The organism is Pseudomonas rubra (genome assembly GCF_028656935.1).
In the GTDB taxonomy this organism is placed as follows: domain Bacteria; phylum Pseudomonadota; class Gammaproteobacteria; order Pseudomonadales; family Pseudomonadaceae; genus Aquipseudomonas; species Aquipseudomonas rubra.
Map to the genome: position 1 here is coordinate 83,131 of NZ_JAMDGZ010000021.1, position 23,007 is coordinate 106,137.

Genomic DNA, 23,007 nt, shown 5'->3' on the forward strand with positions numbered 1-23,007 from the left:
GGCTCCCTATGCTGGCAGTGTTATGGAAGACTAGCGGCAATTTTTCGTTTACGTCACCCGCCGCAGAGTTGTCATGCCCGCTATCGAACATCCGCTTATTGATCAGTTCCTTGATGCCCTGTGGCTGGAAAAGGGCCTGGCTGACAACACCCGTGATTCCTACCGCAGTGACCTGGCACTGTTCAATGGCTGGCTCAAGGAGCAGGGCATCGAGCTGCCCAACGCCGGGCGCGAACTGATCCTCGATCACCTGGCCTGGCGCCTGGCGCAGGGCTACAAACCTCGCTCGACGGCACGTTTTCTCTCGGGTGTGCGTGGTTTTTATCGCTACTTGCTGCGGGAAAAGCTGATCGGGATCGATCCGACCCTGCAGGTCGAGATGCCACAACTGGGGCGGCCGCTGCCCAAATCCCTGTCGGAGGCTGACGTCGAGGCATTGTTGCAGGCACCGGACCTGAGTGAGCCGATTGGCCAGCGCGACCGGGCTATGCTCGAAGTGCTGTACGCCTGTGGCCTGCGCGTGACCGAACTGGTCAGCCTGACCCTGGACCAGGTCAACCTGCGCCAGGGAGTGCTGCGGGTGATGGGCAAGGGCAGCAAGGAACGCCTGGTGCCTATGGGCGAAGAGGCGGTGGTGTGGATCGAGCGTTTCCTGCGCGACGGCCGTAACGAGCTGCTGGGCGGGCGCCCCAGCGACGTGCTGTTCCCCAGCCAGCGCGGCGAGCAGATGACCCGCCAGACCTTCTGGCACCGCATCAAGCACCAGGCGTTGGTGGCCGGAATCGACAAGAGCCTGTCACCGCATACCCTGCGCCATGCCTTCGCCACCCACCTGCTCAACCACGGCGCCGACCTGCGGGTGGTGCAGATGCTGCTGGGCCACAGCGACCTGTCGACCACGCAGATCTACACCCATGTGGCGCGGGCGCGGTTGCAGGAGTTGCATGCGCAGCATCATCCGCGGGGATAAACGGTGTTTTCTGACAGATTGACCCATGTTGAGCCTGTAGTGTTGAGTTTTTTATCACTCAATGGGTTTGTAAAATGCTAGTAGATGCGTTGTCCAGTGTTCGGATGTTCAACGAACCGAAGTCGAGCACTTCGCAATCGATCCAGTTCAGCGCCCAGCCTGCTGTCGCCTCTTCAACGATGCCCGTGGCCGATACAGTGACCGGGCAATTGGATTCGCTGCTAGGTGACCGCTACTCGTTGGTGTTTGTTGGTTATTCGGGGCTTGGGTATGCCGACTCCGCAGGCATGTTGGAGAAAGCTGAAACATGCATCCGGGAGGCACTGACCAAGCATTCTGACGGTATCAACGTGGTCATTGGCGCTACCGAAGATGGTATTGGTGAGATCTACGGGTTGGTGCAGGGCAAGGCTGAACTGAAGGAAAAGGTAACTTTGCTCGGCATCGTTTCTGTGGCAGCGCAGGATTGGGGAGTAGCGATTGAAGAAGAAAACGTGGTCTTTGTTGAGGATCCCGGCAATACCTGGCAGGTAAAAAACGCCGAGGGGTATTCCTACACACTTTACCCTGCCCAAAAAAACGGCGAGTTGCTGGCCATGGGAGGCGGAGCGGTTGCGCTGGAAGAGCTGGATCAGGCCAGGGAACGGGGCGTTGAAGTGAACATCTTTGATTTTGCCGCTGATCCGCAAAGGCTGCAGGCGAAACTCAAGCCCGAGCAATCATCGACTGAGTTGATGCCGGTTCGCGGCCAGTACTTTCCCGAGTAACCGGGTTGCGCAGGACTCTGCTTGACGGGCGCGTCATGGTCGGTCATGGATGACCTTCTGTGTTAGGCTTGACCGGTTTGCACCGAGGGCTGCAATGACACCCCGTTTTCAGTACGGGCGTGCTGCATCCGGCCCCTGTCCGCCTTCAGGAGTTCCCATGCGCGTGACCCAGATTTTCGCCGCCGCCGCCCTGGCGCTGGTCAGTACCTTTGTCTCAGCCACCGACAACGCCGAGCAGGCGATTCGCAAGACCCTGCAGTCCCTTGAGCTGGGGGTGCCGGTCGACAGCGTTGCCAGCAGCCCGCTCAACGGTCTGTATGAAGTCAAACTCGAAGGCGGCCGGGTGCTGTATGCCAGTGGTGACGGCCAGTTCGTCATGCAGGGCTACCTGTTCCAGATCCAGGACGGCAAGCCGGTCAACCTGACCGAGAAAACCGAACGGCAGGCCATCGCCAAGACCATCAATGCCATTCCAGCGGCCGAGATGGTGGTTTATCCTGCCAAGGGCGAAACCAAGTCGCACATCACCGTGTTTACCGACACCACCTGCCCGTACTGCCACAAGCTGCACGCCGAAGTGCCCGAGCTCAACCGTCGCGGTATCGAAGTGCGCTACGTCGCCTTCCCGCGCCAGGGCCTGGGCTCGCCGGGTGACGAGCAGTTGCAGGCGGTCTGGTGCTCGAGCGACCGCAAGGCGGCGCTGGACAAAATGGTCGACGGCAAGGAAATCAAGGCTGCCAAGTGCACCAACCCGGTCGGCAAGCAGTTCGCCCTGGGCCAGTCGATCGGCGTCAATGGCACGCCGGCCATCGTCCTGGAAAACGGCCAGGTAATTCCCGGCTACCAGCCGGCGCCGCAAGTGGCCAAGCTGGCCCTGGCCAAGTAATTCAATCGAAAGCCGTTGCCTTGGGGTGACGGCAGTTTCACGATCGGCTGCCAGCCGGTCGTTTCATGGGGAGTTCACAGTGAAACCGGTCAAAGTAGGCATCTGTGGGTTGGGGACCGTCGGTGGCGGTACCTTCAATGTACTTCAGCGTAACGCCGAGGAGATCGCCCGCCGTGCCGGGCGTGGTATTGAAGTGGCACAGATTGCCATGCGTTCGCCAAACCCGAATTGCCAGATTACCGGTACCCCCATTACCGCTGATGTGTTCGAGGTCGCCACGAACCCGGAAATCGATATTGTCATCGAGCTGGTCGGCGGCTACACCATTGCCCGCGAGCTGGTGCTCAAGGCCATCGACAACGGCAAGCACGTGGTCACCGCCAACAAGGCGCTGATTGCCGTGCACGGCAACGAGATTTTCGCCAAGGCGCGCGAGAAGGGCGTGATCGTCGCTTTTGAAGCAGCTGTGGCCGGCGGTATCCCGGTAATCAAGGCGATCCGTGAAGGCCTTTCGGCCAACCGTATCAACTGGGTGGCCGGGATCATCAACGGCACCGGCAACTTCATCCTCACCGAAATGCGCGAAAAAGGCCGTGCGTTCCCCAACGTGCTGGCCGAAGCCCAGGCCCTGGGTTACGCCGAAGCCGACCCGACCTTCGACGTCGAAGGCATCGATGCCGCGCACAAGCTGACCATCCTGGCCTCCATCGCCTTTGGTATCCCGCTGCAGTTCGACAAGGCCTACACCGAAGGCATCACCCAGCTGACCACTGCGGATGTGAACTACGCCGAAGCGCTCGGCTACCGCATCAAGCACCTGGGCGTGGCCCGCAGCACGGCCAATGGCATCGAGCTGCGCGTGCACCCGACGCTGATCCCGGCTGATCGCTTGATTGCCAACGTCAATGGCGTGATGAACGCGGTGATGGTCAACGGTGATGCGGCCGGCTCCACCCTGTTCTACGGCGCTGGTGCCGGTATGGAGCCGACTGCTTCGTCGGTGGTGGCCGACCTGGTCGACGTGGTTCGCGCCATGACCTCCGATCCGGAAAACCGCGTGCCGCACCTGGCCTTCCAGCCGGACTCGCTGTCGGCCCACCCGATCCTGCCGATCGAAGCTTGCGAAAGCGCCTACTACCTGCGCATCCAGGCCAAGGATCACCCGGGTGTGCTGGCCCAGGTGGCGAGCATCCTCTCCGAGCGCGGCATCAACATCGAGTCGATCATGCAGAAGGAAGTCGAGGAACAGGACGGCCTGGTGCCAATGATCCTGCTCACGCACCGAGTGATCGAGCAGCGCATGAACGACGCCATCACCGCCCTGGAAGCCTTGCAGGATGTGGTCGGCAACGTGGTGCGTATCCGCGTCGAACAACTCAACTGAGCCGTCTTTTGCGTTAGAGGATTTAGGTCATGCGTTACATCAGTACCCGCGGCCAGGCACCGGCCCTGAACTTTGAAGACGTCCTGCTGGCCGGCCTTGCCAGCGACGGCGGCCTGTACGTGCCGGAAAACCTGCCGCGTTTCACCCAGGAAGAAATCGCCTCCTGGGCTGGCCTGCCTTACCACGAGCTGGCCTTCCGGGTGATGCGCCCGTTTGTCACCGGCAGCATCAAAGATACCGATTTCAAGAAGATTCTTGAAGAAACCTACGGCGAGTTCGCCCACGCAGCGGTCGCGCCGCTGCGCCAACTGGGCAGCAACGAGTGGGTGATGGAGCTGTTCCACGGCCCGACGCTTGCGTTCAAGGACTTCGCCCTGCAATTGCTCGGCCGTCTGCTCGACCATGTGCTGGCCAAGCGCGGCGAGCGTGTGGTGATCATCGGCGCCACCAGTGGTGACACCGGTTCTGCGGCCATCGAAGGCTGCCGCCGTTGCGACAACGTCGACATCTTCATTCTTCACCCGCACCAGCGGGTGTCGGAAGTTCAGCGTCGGCAGATGACCACCATCTTCGGCGAGAACATCCACAACATCGCCATCGAAGGCAACTTCGACGACTGCCAGGAAATGGTCAAGGCCAGCTTCGCTGACCAGGGCTTCCTCAAGGGCACTCGCCTGGTCGCAGTGAACTCGATCAACTGGGCGCGGATCATGGCCCAGATCGTCTACTACTTCCATGCAGCCCTGCAGTTGGGCGGCCCGGCGCGCTCAGTGGCGTTCTCGGTGCCGACCGGCAACTTCGGCGACATTTTTGCCGGCTACCTGGCGCGCAACATGGGCCTGCCGATCAGCCAACTGATCGTCGCCACCAACCGCAACGATATCCTGCACCGCTTCATGAGCGGCAACCAGTACCTCAAGCAAACCTTGCACGCGACCCTGTCGCCGTCCATGGACATCATGGTGTCGTCGAACTTCGAACGCCTGCTGTTCGACCTGCACGGTCGCAACGGCGCGGCGATCGCCGGGTTGATGGACAACTTCAAGCAGGGTGGCGGCTTCAGTGTCGAGCAGGATCGCTGGACCGAAGCACGCAAGCTGTTCGACTCGCTGGCGGTAGATGACGCGCAAACCTGCGAAACCATCGCCGACGTCTTTGCCCAGACGGGTGAGGTGCTCGACCCGCACACCGCGATTGGCGTCAAGGCCGCCCGCGAATGCCGCCGCAGCTTGGATACACCGATGGTGGTGCTGGGCACCGCGCACCCGGTCAAGTTCCCAGAAGCTGTAGAAAAGGCCGGTGTCGACAAGGCCCTGGAGTTGCCTGCACACCTGAGCGATCTGTTCAGCCGTGACGAGAAATGCACGGTGTTGGCCAATGACCTGAAAGCCGTTCAAGCCTTTGTCAGCCAGCATGGCAATCGTGGCAAGCCGCTCTGATTGACTGGTAGGCACCTGCAAAGCCCGTCTCTGACGGGCTTTTTTGTTTCTACACTGGCATTGGTTTGTCGCAACGGATCAGGGGTATCAATGAGCAAAGGACGTCTTAGCGCAGCGGGGCTGCTATGGGTCTGCCTGCTGGGGCTATGCACCGGACAATGGGCTCAGGCCGCACAGAGTCTTTCCTTTACCCTGGCGCCGCCGTTTACAGCGCTCGAGCCTCTGCCCTTGACCCGTGTGCAGCAGCAGTGGCTAGGGCCGGCGCGGGTATTGCGGGTGGGGATCTCCTTTGCCGATTACGAGCCGGTGGACATCACCATTGACCGTAATCGTTACCAGGGCATCAGTGCCGACTACCTGAGCCTGGTCGTCGCGCGCCTGGGAGTGAAGACCCAGGTGCAGGCCTTCGCCAAGCGAGAGGAGGCCATCGACGCCTTGCAGCGTGGCCACATCGATGTGCTGACCAGCGCCAATGGCTTCGAGCGCAGCGTGCCGGGCCTGGCATTCTCCGACGACTACATTCCGGACCGCTCGATGGTGGTGGTACGCGGCGGCGCGCCGCTACCGCCGTCGACGTTGGCCGGGATGAAACTGGTCTTGCTCGATGGTTACGCTGATACCCAGGCGATCTACCGTGTCTACCCCAACAGTCAGGTGTTGCTGGCGCCTAATCTCAGCAGCGCCCTGGAGGCCCTGAATCAGGGTGAAGCCGATGCATTTATCGGCAACGAAATTATCATCCGTGCCTTCAACGCCTTGCGTCCCTATCTGGGCTTGCAGGTGGTCGGCCCCAGTGCCTTGCCGCCGATCGGCTTTGCCTTTGCCGTGCGCGCCGAAGATCGGCTTTTGCAGGAGATGTTCAACGATGCCCTGGCCAGCCTCGATGAGCCGGTACGACGTGAGATTCTGGGGCGCTGGACCTCCGGGCTGGGCTCGGATGTGGCTCGTCAGCGGGTCGAGTTGACCCTGGCCGAGCGCGAGTGGATTGCCAGCCATCCGTCGATTACCGTGGTGAGCAGCCAGTATCCGCCCTATCTGTTCCGCAATCGCCAAGGCGATTGGGTTGGCCTCAACAGTGACGTGCTGGCGAGCATCGCGCAGATGACCGGACTGAAGTTCGTCTATGCCCCCTCCACCTCGATTGCCCAAGGCCTGGAGATGCTCAAGACTGGTCAGGCACAGATGAGCACCACCCTGAGCGAATCCCCGGAGCGTCGTGAGTTTCTCGACTTCACCCACTCCATAGGTGGGCAGAGCTGGGTATTCATCGTGCGTCAGCCACAGCTGGGCCTGGCGTCCCTGGATGAACTGGCCGGCCAGACCCTGGCACTGCCGGCGCAACACGCCCTGGAAAGCACCATACGCCAGGACCACCCCGGCATTCGCCTGTTGTCGGTGGACTCCCTGGAGCAGGCTCGGGACAAGGTGCGCAGCGGCGAGGCGATGGCCACCATCGATAGCGAGATTGGCGCCTACAGCGTGGTTGGCAATGATCCTGTGCTCAAGGTCGGGCGCGGGGTCGAGGGCAAATGGGCGCCGGACCGCTTTTCGGTGCACCGCGACTTGCCGCAGTTGCAGAGCATTCTCAATAAAGCCCTGGAAGCTTTCCCGGTCGCCGAACTGCGCACGGTGCGCATGAAGTGGCTGGGGGCGCTGGCGCCCCCTTCGCCGGCCTGGCAACGGATCCCGCGCTGGGTGTACTGGGCAGCGGCTGCGGCGCTGCTGTTTGGCTTGCTGTCACTGGTCTGGAGTAGCCGTTTGCGCGCGCAGATCCGCCAGCGACAAGTGGCCGAACAGGCGCTCAACGATCAGTTGGCGTTCAAGCGAGCCTTGCTCGACGGCATCCCCAACCCGATCTATGTCCGCGACCTGCAAGGGCGGCTAATCACCTGCAACAAGAGCTATGAAGCGGTGTTCTCGTTAAAACTTGCGGACGTTAAAGGCCGCCGTCTGACCGACATCGAGGTGATCCCCGCGGAGCTGGCAAAACAGTTGCACGGCGATTACCTCGACCTGCTCAACGACCCCAAGCCGGTTTTCATCGATCGACGTATCGATTTCCACGGCCAGCGCTTCGATGCCTACCAGTGGACCGTGCCGTTCTACAGTGCCGATGGCCAGCTGCAAGGTTTGCTGGGCGGCTGGATCGACATTACCGAGCGCAAGCAACTGGAAGCGGCATTGGTCCAGGCGCGGCGCCAGGCCGAGCAGGCCAACCAGGCCAAGAGCGCTTTCCTGGCCACCATGAGCCACGAAATTCGCACGCCCATGGCCGTGATTATCGGCCTGCTGGAACTTGAGCGGGAAACCACCCTGGCGCGTGGCCAGCAGCCGTCACCAGGGCTGGAGACTGCCCACCAGTCGGCCCGCGAGTTGATTGCCCTGATCGGTGACAGCCTTGATCTGGCCCGTATCGAGGCGGGCAGCCTGGAGCTTGCGCCACAGGCGCGAGCGCTCACGCCATTTCTTAATGCCATCATTGAACAGTTTCAGGCCCAGGCGTTGGTGCAGGGCTTGAGCCTGAGTCTGCAGTTGGCCAGTGATGCCGAAGGGGTGTACTGGTTTGACCCGGTGCGCATGCGCCAGGTGCTGGTCAACCTGCTGGGCAACGCCTTGAAATTTACCCACGCAGGACGGGTGGAGCTGCAGGTCGGCCGCAGCGGTCACGACAACCTGCAGGGTCTGGGCCTCAGGCTGTGCGTGCGCGACACCGGCATCGGTATCAGCGCCCAGCAGCAGCGCGAGCTGTTCCAGCCGTTTGTCCAGGCAGATTCTGCGGCCGAGTATGGCGGCTCGGGCCTGGGCCTGAGCATTTGCCGGCAGTTGCTCGAGTTGATGGGCGGTAGCATCAGCCTGCGCAGTGAGCTGGGTAAAGGCACCGAGGTCAGTGTCGAGCTGAACCTGGAGAGTGTGGCGGCGCAACCCGAACTGAACGTCAGCGCGCCGAAGCGCAGCAGCGGCGCGGCGCGGCGGATCCTGGTGGTCGATGACCTCTCTGCCAGTCGCCTGGTCTTGCGTCAGCAGCTTGAGTTTCTTGGCCACATTGTGGTGACCGTGGAGAACGGCCAGCGAGCGTTGGACGCTTGGCAGCAGGGGGACTTCGAACTGCTGCTGACCGACTGCAACATGCCGGTGATGGACGGCTATGCGCTTACCCGGAACCTGCGCCGCCTTGAGCACAGTAGCCAGCGGCCGCCCATCGCCATCGTCGGCTGCACCGCCAACGCCCTGAAAGAGGAGCGCGCCCGTTGCCTTGAGGCCGGGATGGATGAGTGCCTGGTCAAACCGGTGGCGCTCGAGCGCCTGGCCACGGTCATCGACGAACTGGCGCCACGGCACAGCTTCAAGATCCAGACCCTGCAGAAGATGACCCAGGCCAACACGGCGATGCTGCAGCGCATGCTCGACGAGCTGCTGAAGAACCTCAAAGAAGAATCGATCCTGCTTGCGGACGCGGTCGCTGGCCAGGCCTGGGAGCCGGTCGGGGCGTCATTGCACCGGCTCAAGGGCGTGGCATGTCTGATCGATGCAGTACCGTTGGCACACGCCTGCGCGCAACTGGAAAACGCCAGCCTGGCGAAGTCCGGCGAATTGAGCGAGCGCGCATGGCCGGCGCTGGAGGCGGCGATTCTCCAGTTGCAGAAGGGTATCGAGCTGGAATCGTTGAAAATGTCGCCACAACTTTAGGACAAGTCCTATGGGCGTCTGAGGCTGACTTTCCTAGAGTGGCATGTGCTGGCGTACGGTTCGGCTACTGCGGGGAAAAATCATGCACTCACTGAAGGTTCTGATTCTTGAGGATCATCCATTCCAACTGATGGCGTTGCATCAGATGCTCAACGCCAATGGCGTCTTCGATGTGCTCGCTGCAGAGTCGGTCGAAGGTGCGCGGCAAACCTTGTCGCGTCGTGGCCGGGTCGATATTGCCATCTGCGACCTGCACCTGGATGGCCAGGATGGCCTGGAACTGATTCGCCACCTGGCCGACAGCGGCCTGGCGGCGGCCCTGATCATCCTCAGTGGCGCCGAGCGCGCGGTACTCGATGGCGTCGGCGACCTGGCCCGGCAGTTGGGGTTGCGCGTGCTCGGCTGCATGCAGAAGCCAGCCTGCAGCGTGTCGTTGCACAAGTTGCTACGCCGCTACCTGGATGAACCGGACGACTGCGCGCAATCGCTTGCGCCGCCCGGGCATACCGAACTGCTGGCCCTGTCCGGCGCCGAGGTGGCGCAAAGCAAGGCGCAATGGGTGGTGCACTATCAGCCCAAAGTGACTTTCGACGGTAGCCTGGCCGGGGTCGAAGCACTGGTGCGCTGGCAGCACCCGCGCCTTGGCCTGCTCAGCCCGGGGCAGTTCTTCCCGCTGGTCGAGGGCGCTGGCCTGCTGGAGATGCTCAGCTGGCATGTGCTCGACCAAGCCCTGGCCTTCAGTGCCCAGGTCAGGTTGGGGAGTGGGCATGCCTTGCCGGTGGCGGTGAACATCGCCCCGCAGATGCTGGTTCAGGTCGATTTCGCCGAGCAGGTGGTTGCCCTGCTCAAGCGTCACGCTGTGCCGGCCAGTGCCCTGACCCTGGAAGTCATCGAGACTGATGGCTGCCAGCTCGACAGCCGCCAGCTCGAGGGCTTGCTGCACCTGCGTATCCTCGGCTGCCAATTGTCCATCGACGACTTCGGCATGGGCGTCTCCAATCTGCAGCGCCTGCTGGAGCTACCATTCAGCGAGCTCAAGTTACCCAGCGAATTCGTCCGCGGCATGGCCGAGGACGGTCGCAAGGCGGCGGTGGTGGCGGGTGCCCTGATCATGGCCCGGCGCATGGAACTGAAGGTGGTGGTCGAAGGGGTCGAGACGGTGGATGACCTGATGGCGATCAAGGCCCTGGGCAACCCGGTCATGCAGGGCTACTTCATTGCCAGGCCGATGCCTGGTGACGCCCTTTGCCAATGGATACTGGCGCGTGAGCCAGGCGAAGCCGGCCTTCGGCGCAGAGCCTGAACCGGCCTCAACTCAGGCCATGCTCCTGCAGATAGAGATACAGCGCCGCATCGTTGGCCAGGCCAAGCTTGCGCATGGCATTGACCTTCTGGCTGCTCACGGTCTGCTTGCTGCGGCTGAGCAGAGCGGCAATCTGCCCGACGGTATGGCCGACGGCCAGCAGACGTGCAACTTCCAGTTCCCGCGGTGACAACACCGCCTGGTGACGAACCAGGTCCTCGCGTACCGCGCCATCTTGCAACAATAATTGCTGCACCGACTCGGCGAGAAAGGTCTTGCCGCGGCGCAGGCGCGCGATTGCCTGGGGCAGTTCGTCGGCCAGGCTGGCCTTGCTCAGCAGGCCATTGATGCCCAAGGCCAGCATGGCCCGGAACAATCCGGCATTGTTGAGCATGGTGACCACTAGGATGGGTAGCTGCGGGTAATGCCGGCGCAGTTGCTCGAGCAGCTTCAGGCCATCGTTCTGCTCCTCGACCGGCATCATGAAGTCGGTCACCAGAACGTCGCATTCCAGGGTCTGCAGGCAGGTGGTGAGCTCAAGCGGACTGCCGGCCTCGGCGATCACTCGCAGCGCCGGAATCTGTTCAAGTACGGCGCGCAAGCCGATGCGAAAAATCGGGTGGTCATCGGCAAGGATGATCCGCAGTTCACCTGGGGCGGGATTGATCACAGGCAGGCTCCGAGCCGTCGATAGACCCCTTCTGGGCAGGTAGGTAAACAATGAGTGGGATGGAATGTATCAGATTGTTGCTCGGTGAAGCATTGGCGCTCTACCAGGCCACGCTGGTAAGCCTGAGCACGGGGTGTGACTTCGATCTGCGGCAAGGCCGATCGATGTCTGCCGTGGCAGGATGGAACCTTTGCCGGCGAGGGCAATCAGACCTTACAAGGACAGCGGATCGGGATTTTGCTCCGATGTCGTGAAGCTGTCGTGCCGAGCCCCGATGGGCTTGTGTTTAGCCCCAGGCGGCCTCCCCACCGTTCGGGGTTTCTTTTTGCCCGGGGTTTGTGCGGGCTCCGGGTCAGTGTTGTTCGCCAAACAGGCGCAGGCTGTCGTGCATGTACTGCTCACGCATTTGCGGGGCCAGCCACTGGGCGTACAAGTCCGGCAAGGTGTCGTTGCGCAGCGGCAGCAAGAGCTTGTTGATATGACTGATGGCCTCGCGTCCCAAGGGCGTGTTGGAGCAGCCGACACGCAGCAACTGGTACTGCTCGACCCCCTGGATCGGGTAGAAGGCATAGTCATCGGTGGGCCAGCCTTGCTGCTGCAGCAGGTAGCGCACTTCGGGCCAGTAACCGAGCACCAGTTGCAGGCGGTCATGTTGCTGCATCTGCAACAGGCTGGTCACCGCGTCGTTGCCGTAGTGGCGGCTGAGGGTGCTGTCGGGCAGGGTCTTGAGCAGTTCATCCACGGCGGGGCTATAGCTGCGCTGGGCGACGACACCAAGCTTGAGCGGGGTGTTGCCGAGCAGGGCGCGCAGGTCGACCTGATTGCCTTGCAGATAGGGTTGGAGCAGGCGCTGGTCTTTGCGCCGGATCACCAGGCCACTGCTGAGAATGCCCAGGCTGGGTATCGAGAAGTGCACATAGCGTGCCCGCTCGGGTGTCCACAGCAGGGTAGGGTCACAGGTGAACCCAGAGCCCTGGAGCATCTGGATGCCCCGGGCACGGTTGACCCTGAGGATACTGTGATCGTACTCGGGCATCTGGTCGATCAGCAGCGGCAGCAACTGGTCAATCACTCCCTGGCCTTTGCCCGTACCTTCAAAAATGGTCAGGGGCGGCAAATCGCGCAGCAACCAGAACAGACGCTCCTTGGCCGATGCCGGCGCGGGCAGACCAAGGCTCAGCAACAAGCTAAGCAACAACGGCAACCCACGACGCATCCAGCCATAGCTCATGTCCAGGTCTCCACCCTTGTTACGCGAATCAAGCGATGTGTTCAGACCGCACCTTGCGCCCGCAGGTCGGCAATGGCCGCAGCGTCGTAGCCAAGCTGCGCCAGCAGTTGATCGGTGTGGGCGCCCAGCTCAGGTCCGACCCATTCGCTGGAGCCAGGGGTGTCCGACAACTTGGGGACGATACCGGGCATCTTGAACGGTTTGCCGTCCGGCAGTGTGCCTTGCAGGAACATCTCGCGGGCAAGAAACTGCGGGTCGCTGAACATGTCTTCGGCGCTGTAGATGCGGCTGGCTGGCACCTGGGCGTCATTGAGCACCTGCATCAGCGTATCCAGCGGCAGTGTCCGCGCCCAGCGGTCGATCACCCCGTACAGTTCGTCGCGGCGCAGGTCGCGACCGTCATTGCTGGCAAGCGTCGGATCGTAGGCCAGATCGTCGCGACCGATCGCCTGCATAAAGCGCTTGAAGATCGCATCGCCGTTGGCGCCGATTTGCACGTGCTTGCCATCGGCGCTGGTATGAATGGAAGAGGGGGTGATGCCGGGCATGATGTTGCCGGTGCGCTCGCGGATAAAACCGAACACATCGAACTCCGGCACCATGCTTTCCATCATGGCGAAGATCGCTTCATACAGGGCCACATCCACCACCTGGCCCTGGCCACCATTGACCTCGCGATGACGCAAGGCCATCAGCGCACCGATGACGCCCCACAAGGCTGCAATCGAGTCGCCGATGGAAATGCCGGTGCGTACCGGAGGACGATCCTCGAACCCGGTGATGTAGCGCAGCCCGCCCATCGACTCGCCGACGGCGCCGAAGCCGGGCTGGTCCTTCATCGGGCCGGTCTGGCCGAAGCCGGACAGGCGTACCATCACAAGTTTTGGGTTGAGGGTGTGCAGCACGTCCCAGCCCAGGCCGAGTTTCTCCAGCACCCCGGGGCGGAAGTTCTCGATCAGGATGTCCGCCTCAGTGAGCAGCTTCTTGAGAATTTCCAGCCCTTGGGCATGCTTGAGGTTGAGGGTCAGCGACTGCTTGTTGCGGGCCTGGACGAACCACCACAGCGAGGTGCCTTCATACAGCTTGCGCCACTTGCGTAACGGATCACCGCCATCGGGTGACTCGACCTTGATCACTTGCGCGCCGAATTCTGCGCAGATCCGCGAAGCGAACGGGCCGGCGATCAAGGTGCCGAGTTCGATGACTTTGAGGCCGGCGAGCGGTTTGCTGGGCGTAGGCATGAGGCATCCGTGGCAGCGGGTCAGGGCCCCCGTTTTTATCATAGCTGAGGCCGCCCAGATACTGCTGCGGCGCAAGGAACATACGGATCGGTTAGACTGGGCGACTTTCCTTGTCGCAAGAAGCCCGTCCATGGCCCAGCCGTCCACCACCTACAAGTTTGAACTGAACCTCACCGACCTCGACCGTGGCGTGTACGAAAGCGTCAAGCAGACCATCGCCCGTCACCCGTCGGAAACCGAAGAGCGTATGGCCGTGCGCCTGCTGGCCTACGCCCTGTGGTACAACGAGCAGCTGGCTTTTGGCCGCGGCCTGTCGGATGTGGACGAAGCAGCGGTGTGGGAAAAGAGCCTGGACGATCGCATCCTGCACTGGATCGAAGTCGGCCAGCCGGATGCCGATCGCCTGACCTGGTGCTCGCGCCGCACCGAGCGCACCAGCCTGCTGGCCTATGGCAGCCTGCGCGTGTGGGAAACCAAGGTGGTGCCTGCGGTCAAGAACCTGAAAAACCTGAATATCGCCGCAGTGCCCCAGGATGTTCTGGAAACCCTGGCCAAGGACATGCCGCGGGCGATCAAGTGGGATGTGATGATCAGCGAAGGCACAGTGTTCGTTACCGATGATCGCGGCCAGCACGAAGTCCAGCTTCAATGGCTGATGGGCGAGCGCGGCTGAAGCCGCGGCAGCACCGTCATCACCTTTTCCTGATTCACGAGAAGCCTCAATCGCCCCATGCGTATCGATCCCCGCCCGTTGCCGTCCACGCTGCCATTTCTTGGCGACCTGCCACCGCTGCTGACCCGCCTGTATGCCGCCCGTGGCGTGCAATCGGCAGCCGAGCTGGATAAAAGCCTGGCGCGCCTGCTGCCTTACCAGCAGCTCAAGGGCATTGAGGCGGCGGTCGACCTGCTGGTAACGGCGCTGGCAGAACGCCAGCGCATCCTTATCGTTGGCGACTTTGATGCTGACGGTGCCACGGCCAGCACCGTCGGCGTGCTAGGCCTGCGTCTGCTCGGCGCCGCCCATGTCGACTATCTGGTGCCCAACCGCTTCGAGTACGGCTACGGGTTGACCCCGGAGATCGTCGAGGTGGCCCTGCAGCGCCAGCCGCAGTTGCTGATCACCGTCGACAACGGCATCTCCAGCGTCGAAGGGGTGGCCGCGGCCAAGGCGGCAGGCCTTAAAGTACTGGTTACCGACCACCACTTGCCCGGCCATGAACTGCCGGCAGCCGATGCCATCGTCAACCCCAACCAGCCGGGCTGCGAGTTCCCGAGCAAGGCGCTGGCTGGCGTCGGGGTGATCTTCTACGTGCTGATGGCCTTGCGTGCGCGCTTGCGCAGCCTGGGTCATTACGCCAACGCGGCGCAACCGAACATCGGTGAACTGCTTGATCTGGTGGCCCTGGGCAGCGTTGCCGACGTGGTGCCGCTGGATGCCAACAATCGCATCCTGGTCCATCAGGGGCTGGAGCGAATCCGTGCCGGGCGCGCGCGACCGGGGCTCAAGGCGATTCTGGAGGTGGCCCGCCGTGATCACACGCGCATCACCTCCACCGATCTTGGCTTTATTCTCGGCCCACGGCTCAACGCCGCCGGCCGCCTGGACGACATGAGCCTGGGTATCGAGTGCCTACTCAGTGACGATGCCAATCTGGCGCGGGAAATGGCCGGCCAGCTCGACGAACTGAACCAGGACCGCAAGTCTATCGAGCAGGGCATGCAGCGCGAAGCCCTGGCCCAGCTCAAAGACCTGCCACTGGAATCGATGCCGTTCGGCCTGTGCCTGTTCGAGCCCGACTGGCACCAGGGGGTGATCGGCATTCTTGCTTCGCGCCTCAAAGAGCGTTACCACCGCCCGACCATTGCCTTTGCCGATGCGGGCGAGGGCATGCTCAAGGGCTCGGCACGTTCGGTGCCAGGCTTCCATATCCGCGATGCACTGGACGCCGTGGCGGCGCGTCATCCACAGCTGATCAGCAAGTTCGGTGGGCATGCCATGGCCGCCGGCCTGTCACTGCCGGCTGACAACTTCCCGGCGTTTGCCCAGGCCTTCGACGAAGAAACCCGCCGCCAGCTGCGCGAAGAAGACCTCACCGGGCGCCTGCTGTCCGACGGTACCCTGGCGGTCGAGGAGTTCCACCTGGAGCTGGCCCGTGCCTTGCGTCATGCCGGGCCTTGGGGCCAGCACTTTCCCGAGCCGCTGTTCCACGGCGTGTTCCAGCTGGTCGAGCAGCGGGTGGTGGGTGAGCGGCACCTGAAGGTGGTGCTCAAGAGCGAGTGCGGATCGCTCAAGCTCGACGGCATCGCTTTTGGCATCGACCGCGAAGTCTGGCCTAACCCGACGGTGCGCTGGGTGGAGCTGGCCTACAAGCTCGACGTCAACGAGTTCCGTGGCCAGGAAAGCGTGCAACTGATGATCGCGCATATCGAGCCGCGCTGAACTGACGGGGCAAAGTGGTCTAGGCTTCGAATGATGGGTCGAAGAACCTGCGGGGAAGATTCTGTAGTCGGCCGGTCAACCACCTGGAGCCTTACCACTTGATTTGAGAGGTGCCCCATGAGCCTGCTGCTTGCGCCGTACACCCTGCGCCATTTGACCTTGCCCAACCGCATCGCCGTGTCGCCCATGTGCCAGTATTCCAGTGTCGACGGCCTGGCCAACGACTGGCACCTGGTGCACCTGGGCAGCCGCGCCGTGGGCGGCGCCGGCCTGATCTTCACCGAAGCCACGGCGGTAACCGCCAACGGGCGTATTACCGCGCAGGATCTGGGTTTGTGGGACGACGGGCAGATCCCGGGGCTGCAACGCATTACCCGTTTCCTCACCGCCCAGGGCGCAGTGCCTGGCATCCAGCTGGCCCATGCCGGACGCAAGGCCAGCACCCATCGGCCCTGGCTGGGCAAGCATGGCAGTGTCAAGGTGGGCGACGGCGGCTGGGTGCCGGTGGGGCCTTCGAAAATTGCCTTCGACCCGGAGCACACCGCACCCACCGAACTGACCCAAGAGCAGATCGACGAGATCATCCAGGCCTTTGCCGAGGCCGCCCGGCGTGCCCTGCAGGCAGGCTTCAAGGTGGTCGAAGTGCATGCTGCGCATGGCTATCTGTTGCACCAGTTCCTTTCGCCCCTGAGCAATCAGCGGCGCGACCAGTACGGCAGTTGCTTCGAAAACCGCATCCGTCTGACCCTGCAAGTGAGCGAAGCGGTGCGCAAGGTCTGGCCGCAAGAGTTGCCGGTGTTCGTCCGGCTATCGGCCACCGATTGGGTGGAGGATGGCTGGAACCCGGGTGAAACCGTGGAGTTGGCCAAGCGCTTGAGAGCGTTGGGCGTGGATTTGATCGATGTGTCGTCCGGCGGCACCTCGATGAAAGCCGAGATTCCCACCGGGCCGGGCTATCAGACCCAGTTTGCGGCCAAGGTGCGCGAGGAGGCGGGGATCGCTACCGGGACGGTTGGCATGATTACCGACCCTATGCAGGCTGAAACCATCTTGCGCACAGCCCAGGCCGATATCATTTTCCTCGCCCGCGAGTTGCTGCGCGACCCTTACTGGCCGCTGCACGCCGACGATGACCTGGGTGGCAACAAAGCGGTGTGGCCGGCGCAGTACCAGCGCGCAACCAGCCGCGAACAGCCGATACACGAGTCCGATTTGCGCGATTGAGTCAGCTGTGGGAGCGGCGATGCGGCGACCCGACTTGCCCCGCGATGAGGCCCTCAGGCATGCGCCGCCTGGCTCAATACATCGCTGACCCACTGGTTGATGCTCTTGTCAGCCAGTTCAGCCTTTTGCGCGACACTGGCGTGCAGCGTCGGCTCCAGGCGCAAGCTCAGTTTCCCGGAGTAGGCTTTCTGCGGTTCACGGCCCAGGCGCGCACAGGTCTGGAGGTAGTCATCCACGGCTTCTTCGAAAGCGTTGCGCAATTGTGCAACCGATTGCCCGTGAAAACCGATCACATCGCGTATGCCAGCGACATGGCCGATCAGCAATTGGTCTTCATCGCTGTACTCGATACGGGCGGCATAGCCTTTGTAGTTCATGACATTCATGGGGTCACTCCTGCCTGTTCCAGAAATAACCGCGCATCGCGGATCTGATAGGGCTTGGCATCTTTATCCGGGTGAGGGCGATGGAACGTCGCGATCACCCCGTTGAGTTCGAAGCGCACACGCGAGCCTCTGCCTTCGATTACCCGGGCCCCCGCACCGACCAGTAATGATTCGATGCGAGCCCATTCCAGATTGTTGGGTAACGGTTTGCTGAAGATCGACTTCAGCGTACTGCGCTGATGATTATTCATGGTATCAGACTATGATACCGCCAGCTATGCAGCAATGGGATGCCCGTAGGACGAGGCCTTAGTGGATGAAGGAGGTCTCCTGGATTCAGCCCAACTCCCCCACCGCCCGCCACGCCTCATCAATCGCCGCATGGGCATAGGCGCTCCAGGCTGCATCGGAGTTGGCGATGCTGACCTTGCCGACCGGCTTGCGCGCCAGGGCTATCCACTGTTCGGTTTGCTCGGGATCGTCGTAGAGGGTGTTGCTAAAGCAGGCATAACCGTGGGGCCAGCGGTTGACGGTGATCGCCAGGATGTCCTTGTTGTGGTCAAAGCCGCCTGGGCCAAGCATGCGTTGCAACTGGTCGCGCAACTGGCTTTCCAGCATTTCGAACGACGTACCGTACAGCCGTCCGCGCCCGGCGCGGGCCTGGTCGCGGCTGTTCATGCCGCTGTCGGGGCTGGTCGGTACGTAGACCATGTGCAGGCCGATGGGCTGCGCCGGGTCACGCGGGTGCTCGTAGCCACCCAGGCTCACCGGGTAGTCGAGCTTGATCCGGCTGTAGGGCAGGGTCGCGGCGTAGATTTCATGCACGCCAAGTTTCTGGAACGCCTGCCAGTTGCGCACGATGACCTTGGTGTACACCAACGGGAACTTGACGTTCTGGCTCAGGGCATGGGCCTGTTCAGCCGACAGGTCGCGCAACAGATAGGGGATCATCATGTTGTAGCACGCCAGAATGCAGTGCTTGCCGCGCACCTGGGCCAGTTGCCCGTTGCGGCTTACGCCGACATGGACCGCACCGTCGACGTTGCGCACGCTGACGGCCGTGCTGTTCAGGCGCAGGCGAACCGGCTGCCCGGGGCGGTCGAGTTGGCTGTAGTCGAAGTTGGCGAGCACGATATCTTCCATGTTCTTGCCTGGCGCCACCTTTGGTATGAGGCTGCGTACCAGCAAGCGAGCTACCGATGCATTACCGTCGGGGAAGTGGTAGATGTAGGGCTCCTCCATCTCCGCCTTGGCTTCCTCGCTGACCGGTTCCAGGTTCATCGCGGCAAAGCCGGGAAAGCCGACGTAATAGGCATCGGCGGCGGCCACGGTATCGATGCTCAGGGCCATGAAATCATTGGTACGGCCCTGGAAGTACTTCACCGCTGTTGGCGACAGGCCTACGTCCTTGAGCAGGAAGTCGCGGTAGCTGGTTTTTTCCAGGTAGGTGGTCTTGTCCTCGAGCGACTTGCCGGCCAGGTAATCTCTGGGCGCCTCGTGCAGCTCGATCAAGGCCTTGCGGTCTTGTTCTGGTAACGGGAAGTCGTTGATGAACTCGCGAACAGGCCGGGCGTTGAGCTGCTCGGGGGCGATGTCATCGGCGACCATCGGCGTCGGGTCACCGCTGACCAGTTTGTCTTCGCCGAAGGTTTGCTTGTCGAAGAACACCGCGCGCGACAGGCCCAGGTCCGGATAGAAGCTGCGATCGAAAGCGGTTTCGAAGCGCTTGATATCCACCCCGAGCTTTTTCAGCAGGCCGTTGACCTCTTTGCTGTACAGGTGATTGGGCGACTGGAAGGCTTCGCTGCCGCCATAACCGAGGATCATCCTGCCGCCTGCGCTGAACTCGTTGCGCTTGGCGTGGCCGCCGAAGTCGTCGTGGTTTTCGAGGATCAGGATCTTCGCTGCGGGATGCTTTTCACGGTAGAAGAAGGCTGCCGAGAGGCCACTGATGCCGCCGCCAACCACCACCAGGTCATACGCTTCGCTGATCGGCAGGGCGTCGGTGATGAAGGTTTTCTTCTCCCAGCCCATCTGGTGGGCGACTTCGAACGCGCCGACATGGCTGCCGCGCAAACCGGTCAGGGCCGGTGGGTAGTAGCGAGCGCTGGGCGCCGCCTGAAGCAGTTGCAACGGGGTCAGGCCCGCTGCAACGCCGATGGCGACTCCGTTGATGAAGTCGCGTCGGGTGATTTCCATGGGTGTCCTTACCTTAGTGTTTGAACATCACATGCCGGGTGCAGGTGTAGTCCTCCAGCCCGTACATGGACATATCCTTGCCATAACCGGACAATTTCTGACCGCCATGGGGCATTTCGCTGACCAGCATAAAGTGCGTATTGACCCAGGTACAGCCGTACTGCAAGCGCGCCGAGACCCGGTGGGCACGGCCGACGTCAGCGGTCCACAGCGACGACGCCAGGCCGTAGTCCGAATCGTTGGCCCAGGCCAGGGCCTGCTCTTCATCGTCGAAACGGGTCACCGAGACTACCGGCCCGAACACTTCACGGCGGACGATCTCGTCATCCTGCTGGGCATCGGCCAGCACTGTGGGTTCAAAAAAGAAGCCATCACCGGCCACCGCCTTGCCACCGGTCACCAGGCGGATATGCGGCAGAGCAATCGCCCGTTCGACCATGGCCGCCACCCGGTCGCGATGCTGGGCGGTGATCAGCGGGCCGAGTTCGGTGTCCGGGTCGTTCTGCAAACCCCACTTGATGCTGGCCACGGCCTTGCCGAGCTTGTCGACGAACTGCTCGTAGATGCCACTCTGGGCATAGATCCGGCAAGCCGCCGTGCAGTCCTGGCCGGCGTTGTAGAAACCGAAGGTGCGGATACCGTCGACTGCGGCGTCGATATCGGCATCATCGAAGATAATCACCGGTGCCTTGCCACCCAGCTCCATGTGCATGCGCTTCACGCTGTTGGCGGTGCTGGCGATGATGTTGGCGCCCGTGGGGATGGAACCTGTCAGCGACACCATGCGCACTTTGGGGTGGGTCACCAGCGGCGTGCCGACACTCGGGCCACGGCCGAAGAGGATGTTCAGCACGCCGGCGGGGAGTATCTGGCTGGCAAGTTCGGCCAGGCGCAAGGCCGTCAGCGGCGTCTGCTCGGACGGCTTGAGCACCACGGTATTGCCGGCAGCCAACGCCGGGGCGATCTTCCAGGCCACCATCATCAGCGGGTAGTTCCAGGGTGCGATGGAGGCGACCACACCCAGCGGGTCGCGGCGGATCATCGACGTATGCCCCGCCAGGTACTCGCCCGCCGCCGAGCCGCCAAGGCAACGGGTAGCGCCCGCAAAAAAGCGGAACACGTCGGCGATGGCCGGGATCTCGTCGTTGAGTGCGGCGGTATAGGGCTTGCCGCAGTTGTCCGACTCCAGCCGGGCCAGCGCTTCACCGTGGGCCTCAATAGCGTCGGCAAGCTTGAGCAGCAACAGCGAGCGCTCTTTGGGCGTGCTCTGCGACCAGCTGTCGAAGGCGCGGTCGGCGGCGCGCACGGCGGCATCGACCTGGGCCTCGCTGGCCTCATTGACCTCCACCAGCACCGTGCCCAGTGCCGGGTTGAGTACCGCGTAGCCTGCGCCTTCGCCTTCAACCAGTTGGCCGTTGATCAACAGTCGGGTGTGCATGGTTCAAGTCCTCCAGGAGTTATTTGCCGCTGCCGGCTACGCTTTCGCCGCCGCGGGTCAGGTAATAGGCGCAAAGGATCGGCAGCATGGTCACCAGCATCACCAACATGGCCACCACGTTGGTGACTGGCACATCGCGCGGCCGGCTCAACTGATTGAGCAGCCAGATCGGCAAGGTGCGTTCGTGGCCGGCGGTGAAGGTGGTGACGATGATTTCATCGAACGACAGTGCAAAAGCCAGCATGCCGCCGGCCAGCAATGCCGAGCCCAGGTTGGGCAGCACGATGTAGCGGAAGGTCTGCCAGCCGTCGGCACCCAGGTCCATCGAGGCTTCGATCAGGCTCTGCGAGGTACGCCGCAGGCGGGCGATGACGTTGTTGTAGACGATCACCACGCAGAAGGTGGCGTGACCGACGACGATGGTGAAGATTCCCGGCTCTATGCCCAAGGTCTTGAACGCCGACAGCAGGGCGATGCCGGTGATGATCCCGGGTAGGGCAATGGGCAGGATCAGCATCAGCGAAATACTCTCTTTGCCAAAAAAACTGCGCCGGTACAGCGCCGCCGAAGCCAGGGTGCCAAGCACCAGGGCGATCAGTGTGGCCAGGCAGGCGACCTGCAGCGACAGCTTGATCGACTCCAGCACATCCGGGCGCGAGAACGCCACGCTGAACCACTTCAGGGTGAAGCCTCGGGGCGGAAAACTGAAGGCCGCGTCCTCGGTGTTGAAGGCATAGAGGAAGATGATCAGGATCGGGAAGTGCAGGAACACCAGCCCGCCCCAGGCCGCCAGGCGCAGGCTGATGGAGGCGCGCTCAGAGTGCATCGAAGGCCCCCAGGCGTTTAACGATCGACAGGTAGACGGCGATCAGCACAATCGGTACCAGGGTGAACGCGGCAGCCATGGGCATGTTGCCGATGGCGCCCTGCTGGGCGTAGACCATGCTGCCGATGAAGTAGCCGGGCGGGCCAACCAGTTGCGGGACGATGAAGTCGCCCAGGGTCAGTGAAAAGGTGAAGATGGAGCCTGCGGCAATACCCGGTACCGACAACGGCAGGATCACCTGGGTGAGCGTCTGCCGCGGCCTGGCGCCAAGGTCCGCCGAGGCTTGCAGCAGCGACGGCGGCAGGCGCTCCAGTGAGGCCTGGATGGGCAGGATCATGAACGGCAACCAGATATAGACGAACACCAGAAAGCGCCCCAGGTGCGAGGTCGACAGGGTGCTGCCACCCACCCCGGGAATCTCGAGAATGAACTGCAGCACAGGTGCAAGGTTCAACTGCTGGACGAACCACTGGGCCACGCCGCCCTTAGCCAACAGCAAGGTCCAGGCGTAGGCCTTGACGATGTAGCTGGCCCACATCGGCATCATCACCGCGATATAGAAGAACGCCTTGGTCTTGCCGCTGGTGTAGCGGGCCATGTAATAGGCAATCGGGAAGGCCAGGGCGGCACTGGCGATTGATACGGCGATGGCCATGGTCAGGGTGCGCAGGATGATGTCGAAGTTCGATGGGTTGAACAGCGCTGTGAAGTTGCCCAGGGTCAGTTGCGGGGTTACCGCCATGGTGAAGTCGTCGAAGGTGTAGAAACCCTGCCACAGCAGGCTCAGCAGCGAGCCAAGGTAGATTGCGCCGAACCAGATCAGCGGTGGTACCAGCAGCAGCGCCAGGTACAGGTTGGGCCGCCGGTAGAGCAGGTTGGACAGGCGTCGCGTGGCTGTCGGCGTGACCTGGCTCAT

19 protein-coding genes are annotated in these 23,007 nt (G+C 62.4%); 10 read left to right on the forward strand and 9 right to left on the reverse strand.

Annotation, left to right across the window (positions count from 1 at the left end):
- Window positions 1-73: 73 nt before the first annotated feature.
- The 7 genes from xerD to M5G17_RS11430 all read left to right on the forward strand — a co-directional run bounded on the left by xerD (window position 74) and on the right by M5G17_RS11430 (window position 10,436).
- Window positions 74-970 (forward strand): site-specific tyrosine recombinase XerD, encoded by an 897-nt coding sequence (xerD, locus tag M5G17_RS11400; protein WP_273893006.1) that lies wholly within the window; start codon window positions 74-76, stop codon window positions 968-970.
- 104 nt (window positions 971-1,074) lie between these two features.
- Window positions 1,075-1,737, forward strand: a complete 663-nt coding sequence (locus M5G17_RS11405; protein WP_273893007.1) for a hypothetical protein — start codon at window positions 1,075-1,077, stop codon at window positions 1,735-1,737.
- Between the two features lie 157 nt (window positions 1,738-1,894).
- Entirely contained in the window at window positions 1,895-2,623 is a 729-nt protein-coding gene (locus M5G17_RS11410) for a thioredoxin fold domain-containing protein (RefSeq protein WP_273893008.1), read from the forward strand.
- 79 nt (window positions 2,624-2,702) lie between these two features.
- Complete coding sequence (locus M5G17_RS11415; RefSeq protein ID WP_273893009.1) at window positions 2,703-4,007, forward strand: homoserine dehydrogenase; 1,305 nt, start codon at window positions 2,703-2,705, stop codon at window positions 4,005-4,007.
- Window positions 4,008-4,036: 29 nt separating this feature from the next.
- Window positions 4,037-5,446 carry a threonine synthase gene (gene thrC, locus M5G17_RS11420; protein ID WP_273893010.1) on the forward strand — a complete coding sequence of 470 codons (1,410 nt, stop codon included), beginning with the start codon at window positions 4,037-4,039 and terminating at the stop codon, window positions 5,444-5,446.
- 90 nt (window positions 5,447-5,536) lie between these two features.
- Entirely contained in the window at window positions 5,537-9,133 is a 3,597-nt protein-coding gene (locus M5G17_RS11425) for an ATP-binding protein (RefSeq protein WP_273893011.1), read from the forward strand.
- Window positions 9,134-9,215: 82 nt separating this feature from the next.
- Window positions 9,216-10,436 carry an EAL domain-containing response regulator gene (locus tag M5G17_RS11430; protein ID WP_273893012.1) on the forward strand — a complete coding sequence of 407 codons (1,221 nt, stop codon included), beginning with the start codon at window positions 9,216-9,218 and terminating at the stop codon, window positions 10,434-10,436.
- Window positions 10,437-10,443: 7 nt separating this feature from the next.
- Here the strand turns inward: M5G17_RS11430 and M5G17_RS11435 are convergent, their stop codons facing one another.
- The 3 genes from M5G17_RS11435 to M5G17_RS11445 form a co-directional block, all read right to left on the reverse strand.
- On the reverse strand, window positions 10,444-11,106 hold the full coding sequence (locus M5G17_RS11435) for a response regulator (RefSeq protein WP_273893013.1): 663 nt from the start codon (window positions 11,104-11,106) through the stop codon (window positions 10,444-10,446).
- A gap of 352 nt (window positions 11,107-11,458) precedes the next feature.
- Complete coding sequence (locus tag M5G17_RS11440) at window positions 11,459-12,337, reverse strand: TIGR02285 family protein (protein ID WP_273893014.1); 879 nt, start codon at window positions 12,335-12,337, stop codon at window positions 11,459-11,461.
- A gap of 41 nt (window positions 12,338-12,378) precedes the next feature.
- Window positions 12,379-13,578: a CaiB/BaiF CoA transferase family protein gene (locus M5G17_RS11445; RefSeq protein ID WP_273893015.1), complete on the reverse strand. Its 1,200-nt coding sequence runs from the start codon at window positions 13,576-13,578 to the stop codon at window positions 12,379-12,381.
- Window positions 13,579-13,708: 130 nt separating this feature from the next.
- Between M5G17_RS11445 and M5G17_RS11450 the strand changes: the two genes are divergently transcribed.
- The 3 genes from M5G17_RS11450 to M5G17_RS11460 all read left to right on the forward strand — a co-directional run bounded on the left by M5G17_RS11450 (window position 13,709) and on the right by M5G17_RS11460 (window position 17,242).
- Window positions 13,709-14,251, forward strand: coding sequence for a YaeQ family protein (locus tag M5G17_RS11450; protein ID WP_273893017.1), 543 nt, complete (start codon window positions 13,709-13,711; stop codon window positions 14,249-14,251).
- A 57-nt stretch (window positions 14,252-14,308) separates the two neighbouring features.
- Window positions 14,309-16,018: a single-stranded-DNA-specific exonuclease RecJ gene (gene recJ / locus M5G17_RS11455; RefSeq protein WP_273893018.1), complete on the forward strand. Its 1,710-nt coding sequence runs from the start codon at window positions 14,309-14,311 to the stop codon at window positions 16,016-16,018.
- 117 nt (window positions 16,019-16,135) lie between these two features.
- Window positions 16,136-17,242 carry an NADH:flavin oxidoreductase/NADH oxidase gene (locus M5G17_RS11460; protein ID WP_273893019.1) on the forward strand — a complete coding sequence of 369 codons (1,107 nt, stop codon included), beginning with the start codon at window positions 16,136-16,138 and terminating at the stop codon, window positions 17,240-17,242.
- 53 nt (window positions 17,243-17,295) lie between these two features.
- Here M5G17_RS11460 and M5G17_RS11465 read toward each other — a convergent pair whose 3' ends face one another.
- The 6 genes from M5G17_RS11465 to M5G17_RS11490 all read right to left on the reverse strand — a co-directional run bounded on the left by M5G17_RS11465 (window position 17,296) and on the right by M5G17_RS11490 (window position 23,007).
- Window positions 17,296-17,628, reverse strand: a complete 333-nt coding sequence (locus M5G17_RS11465; RefSeq protein ID WP_130263396.1) for a type II toxin-antitoxin system HicB family antitoxin — start codon at window positions 17,626-17,628, stop codon at window positions 17,296-17,298.
- Window positions 17,625-17,879: a type II toxin-antitoxin system HicA family toxin gene (locus M5G17_RS11470; RefSeq protein WP_010220218.1), complete on the reverse strand. Its 255-nt coding sequence runs from the start codon at window positions 17,877-17,879 to the stop codon at window positions 17,625-17,627. Before M5G17_RS11470 ends, M5G17_RS11465 begins: the two co-directional genes overlap by 4 nt.
- 85 nt (window positions 17,880-17,964) lie before the next feature.
- Window positions 17,965-19,827 carry an NAD(P)-binding protein gene (locus M5G17_RS11475; RefSeq protein ID WP_273893023.1) on the reverse strand — a complete coding sequence of 621 codons (1,863 nt, stop codon included), beginning with the start codon at window positions 19,825-19,827 and terminating at the stop codon, window positions 17,965-17,967.
- A 13-nt stretch (window positions 19,828-19,840) separates the two neighbouring features.
- The gene (locus M5G17_RS11480) at window positions 19,841-21,265 is read right to left on the reverse strand and encodes a gamma-aminobutyraldehyde dehydrogenase (RefSeq protein WP_273893024.1); all 1,425 of its coding nucleotides are present in this window, start codon (window positions 21,263-21,265) and stop codon (window positions 19,841-19,843) included.
- A 19-nt stretch (window positions 21,266-21,284) separates the two neighbouring features.
- Entirely contained in the window at window positions 21,285-22,091 is an 807-nt protein-coding gene (locus tag M5G17_RS11485; protein WP_273893025.1) for an ABC transporter permease, read from the reverse strand.
- Window positions 22,081-23,007: an ABC transporter permease gene (locus M5G17_RS11490; RefSeq protein ID WP_273893026.1), complete on the reverse strand. Its 927-nt coding sequence runs from the start codon at window positions 23,005-23,007 to the stop codon at window positions 22,081-22,083. Before M5G17_RS11490 ends, M5G17_RS11485 begins: the two co-directional genes overlap by 11 nt.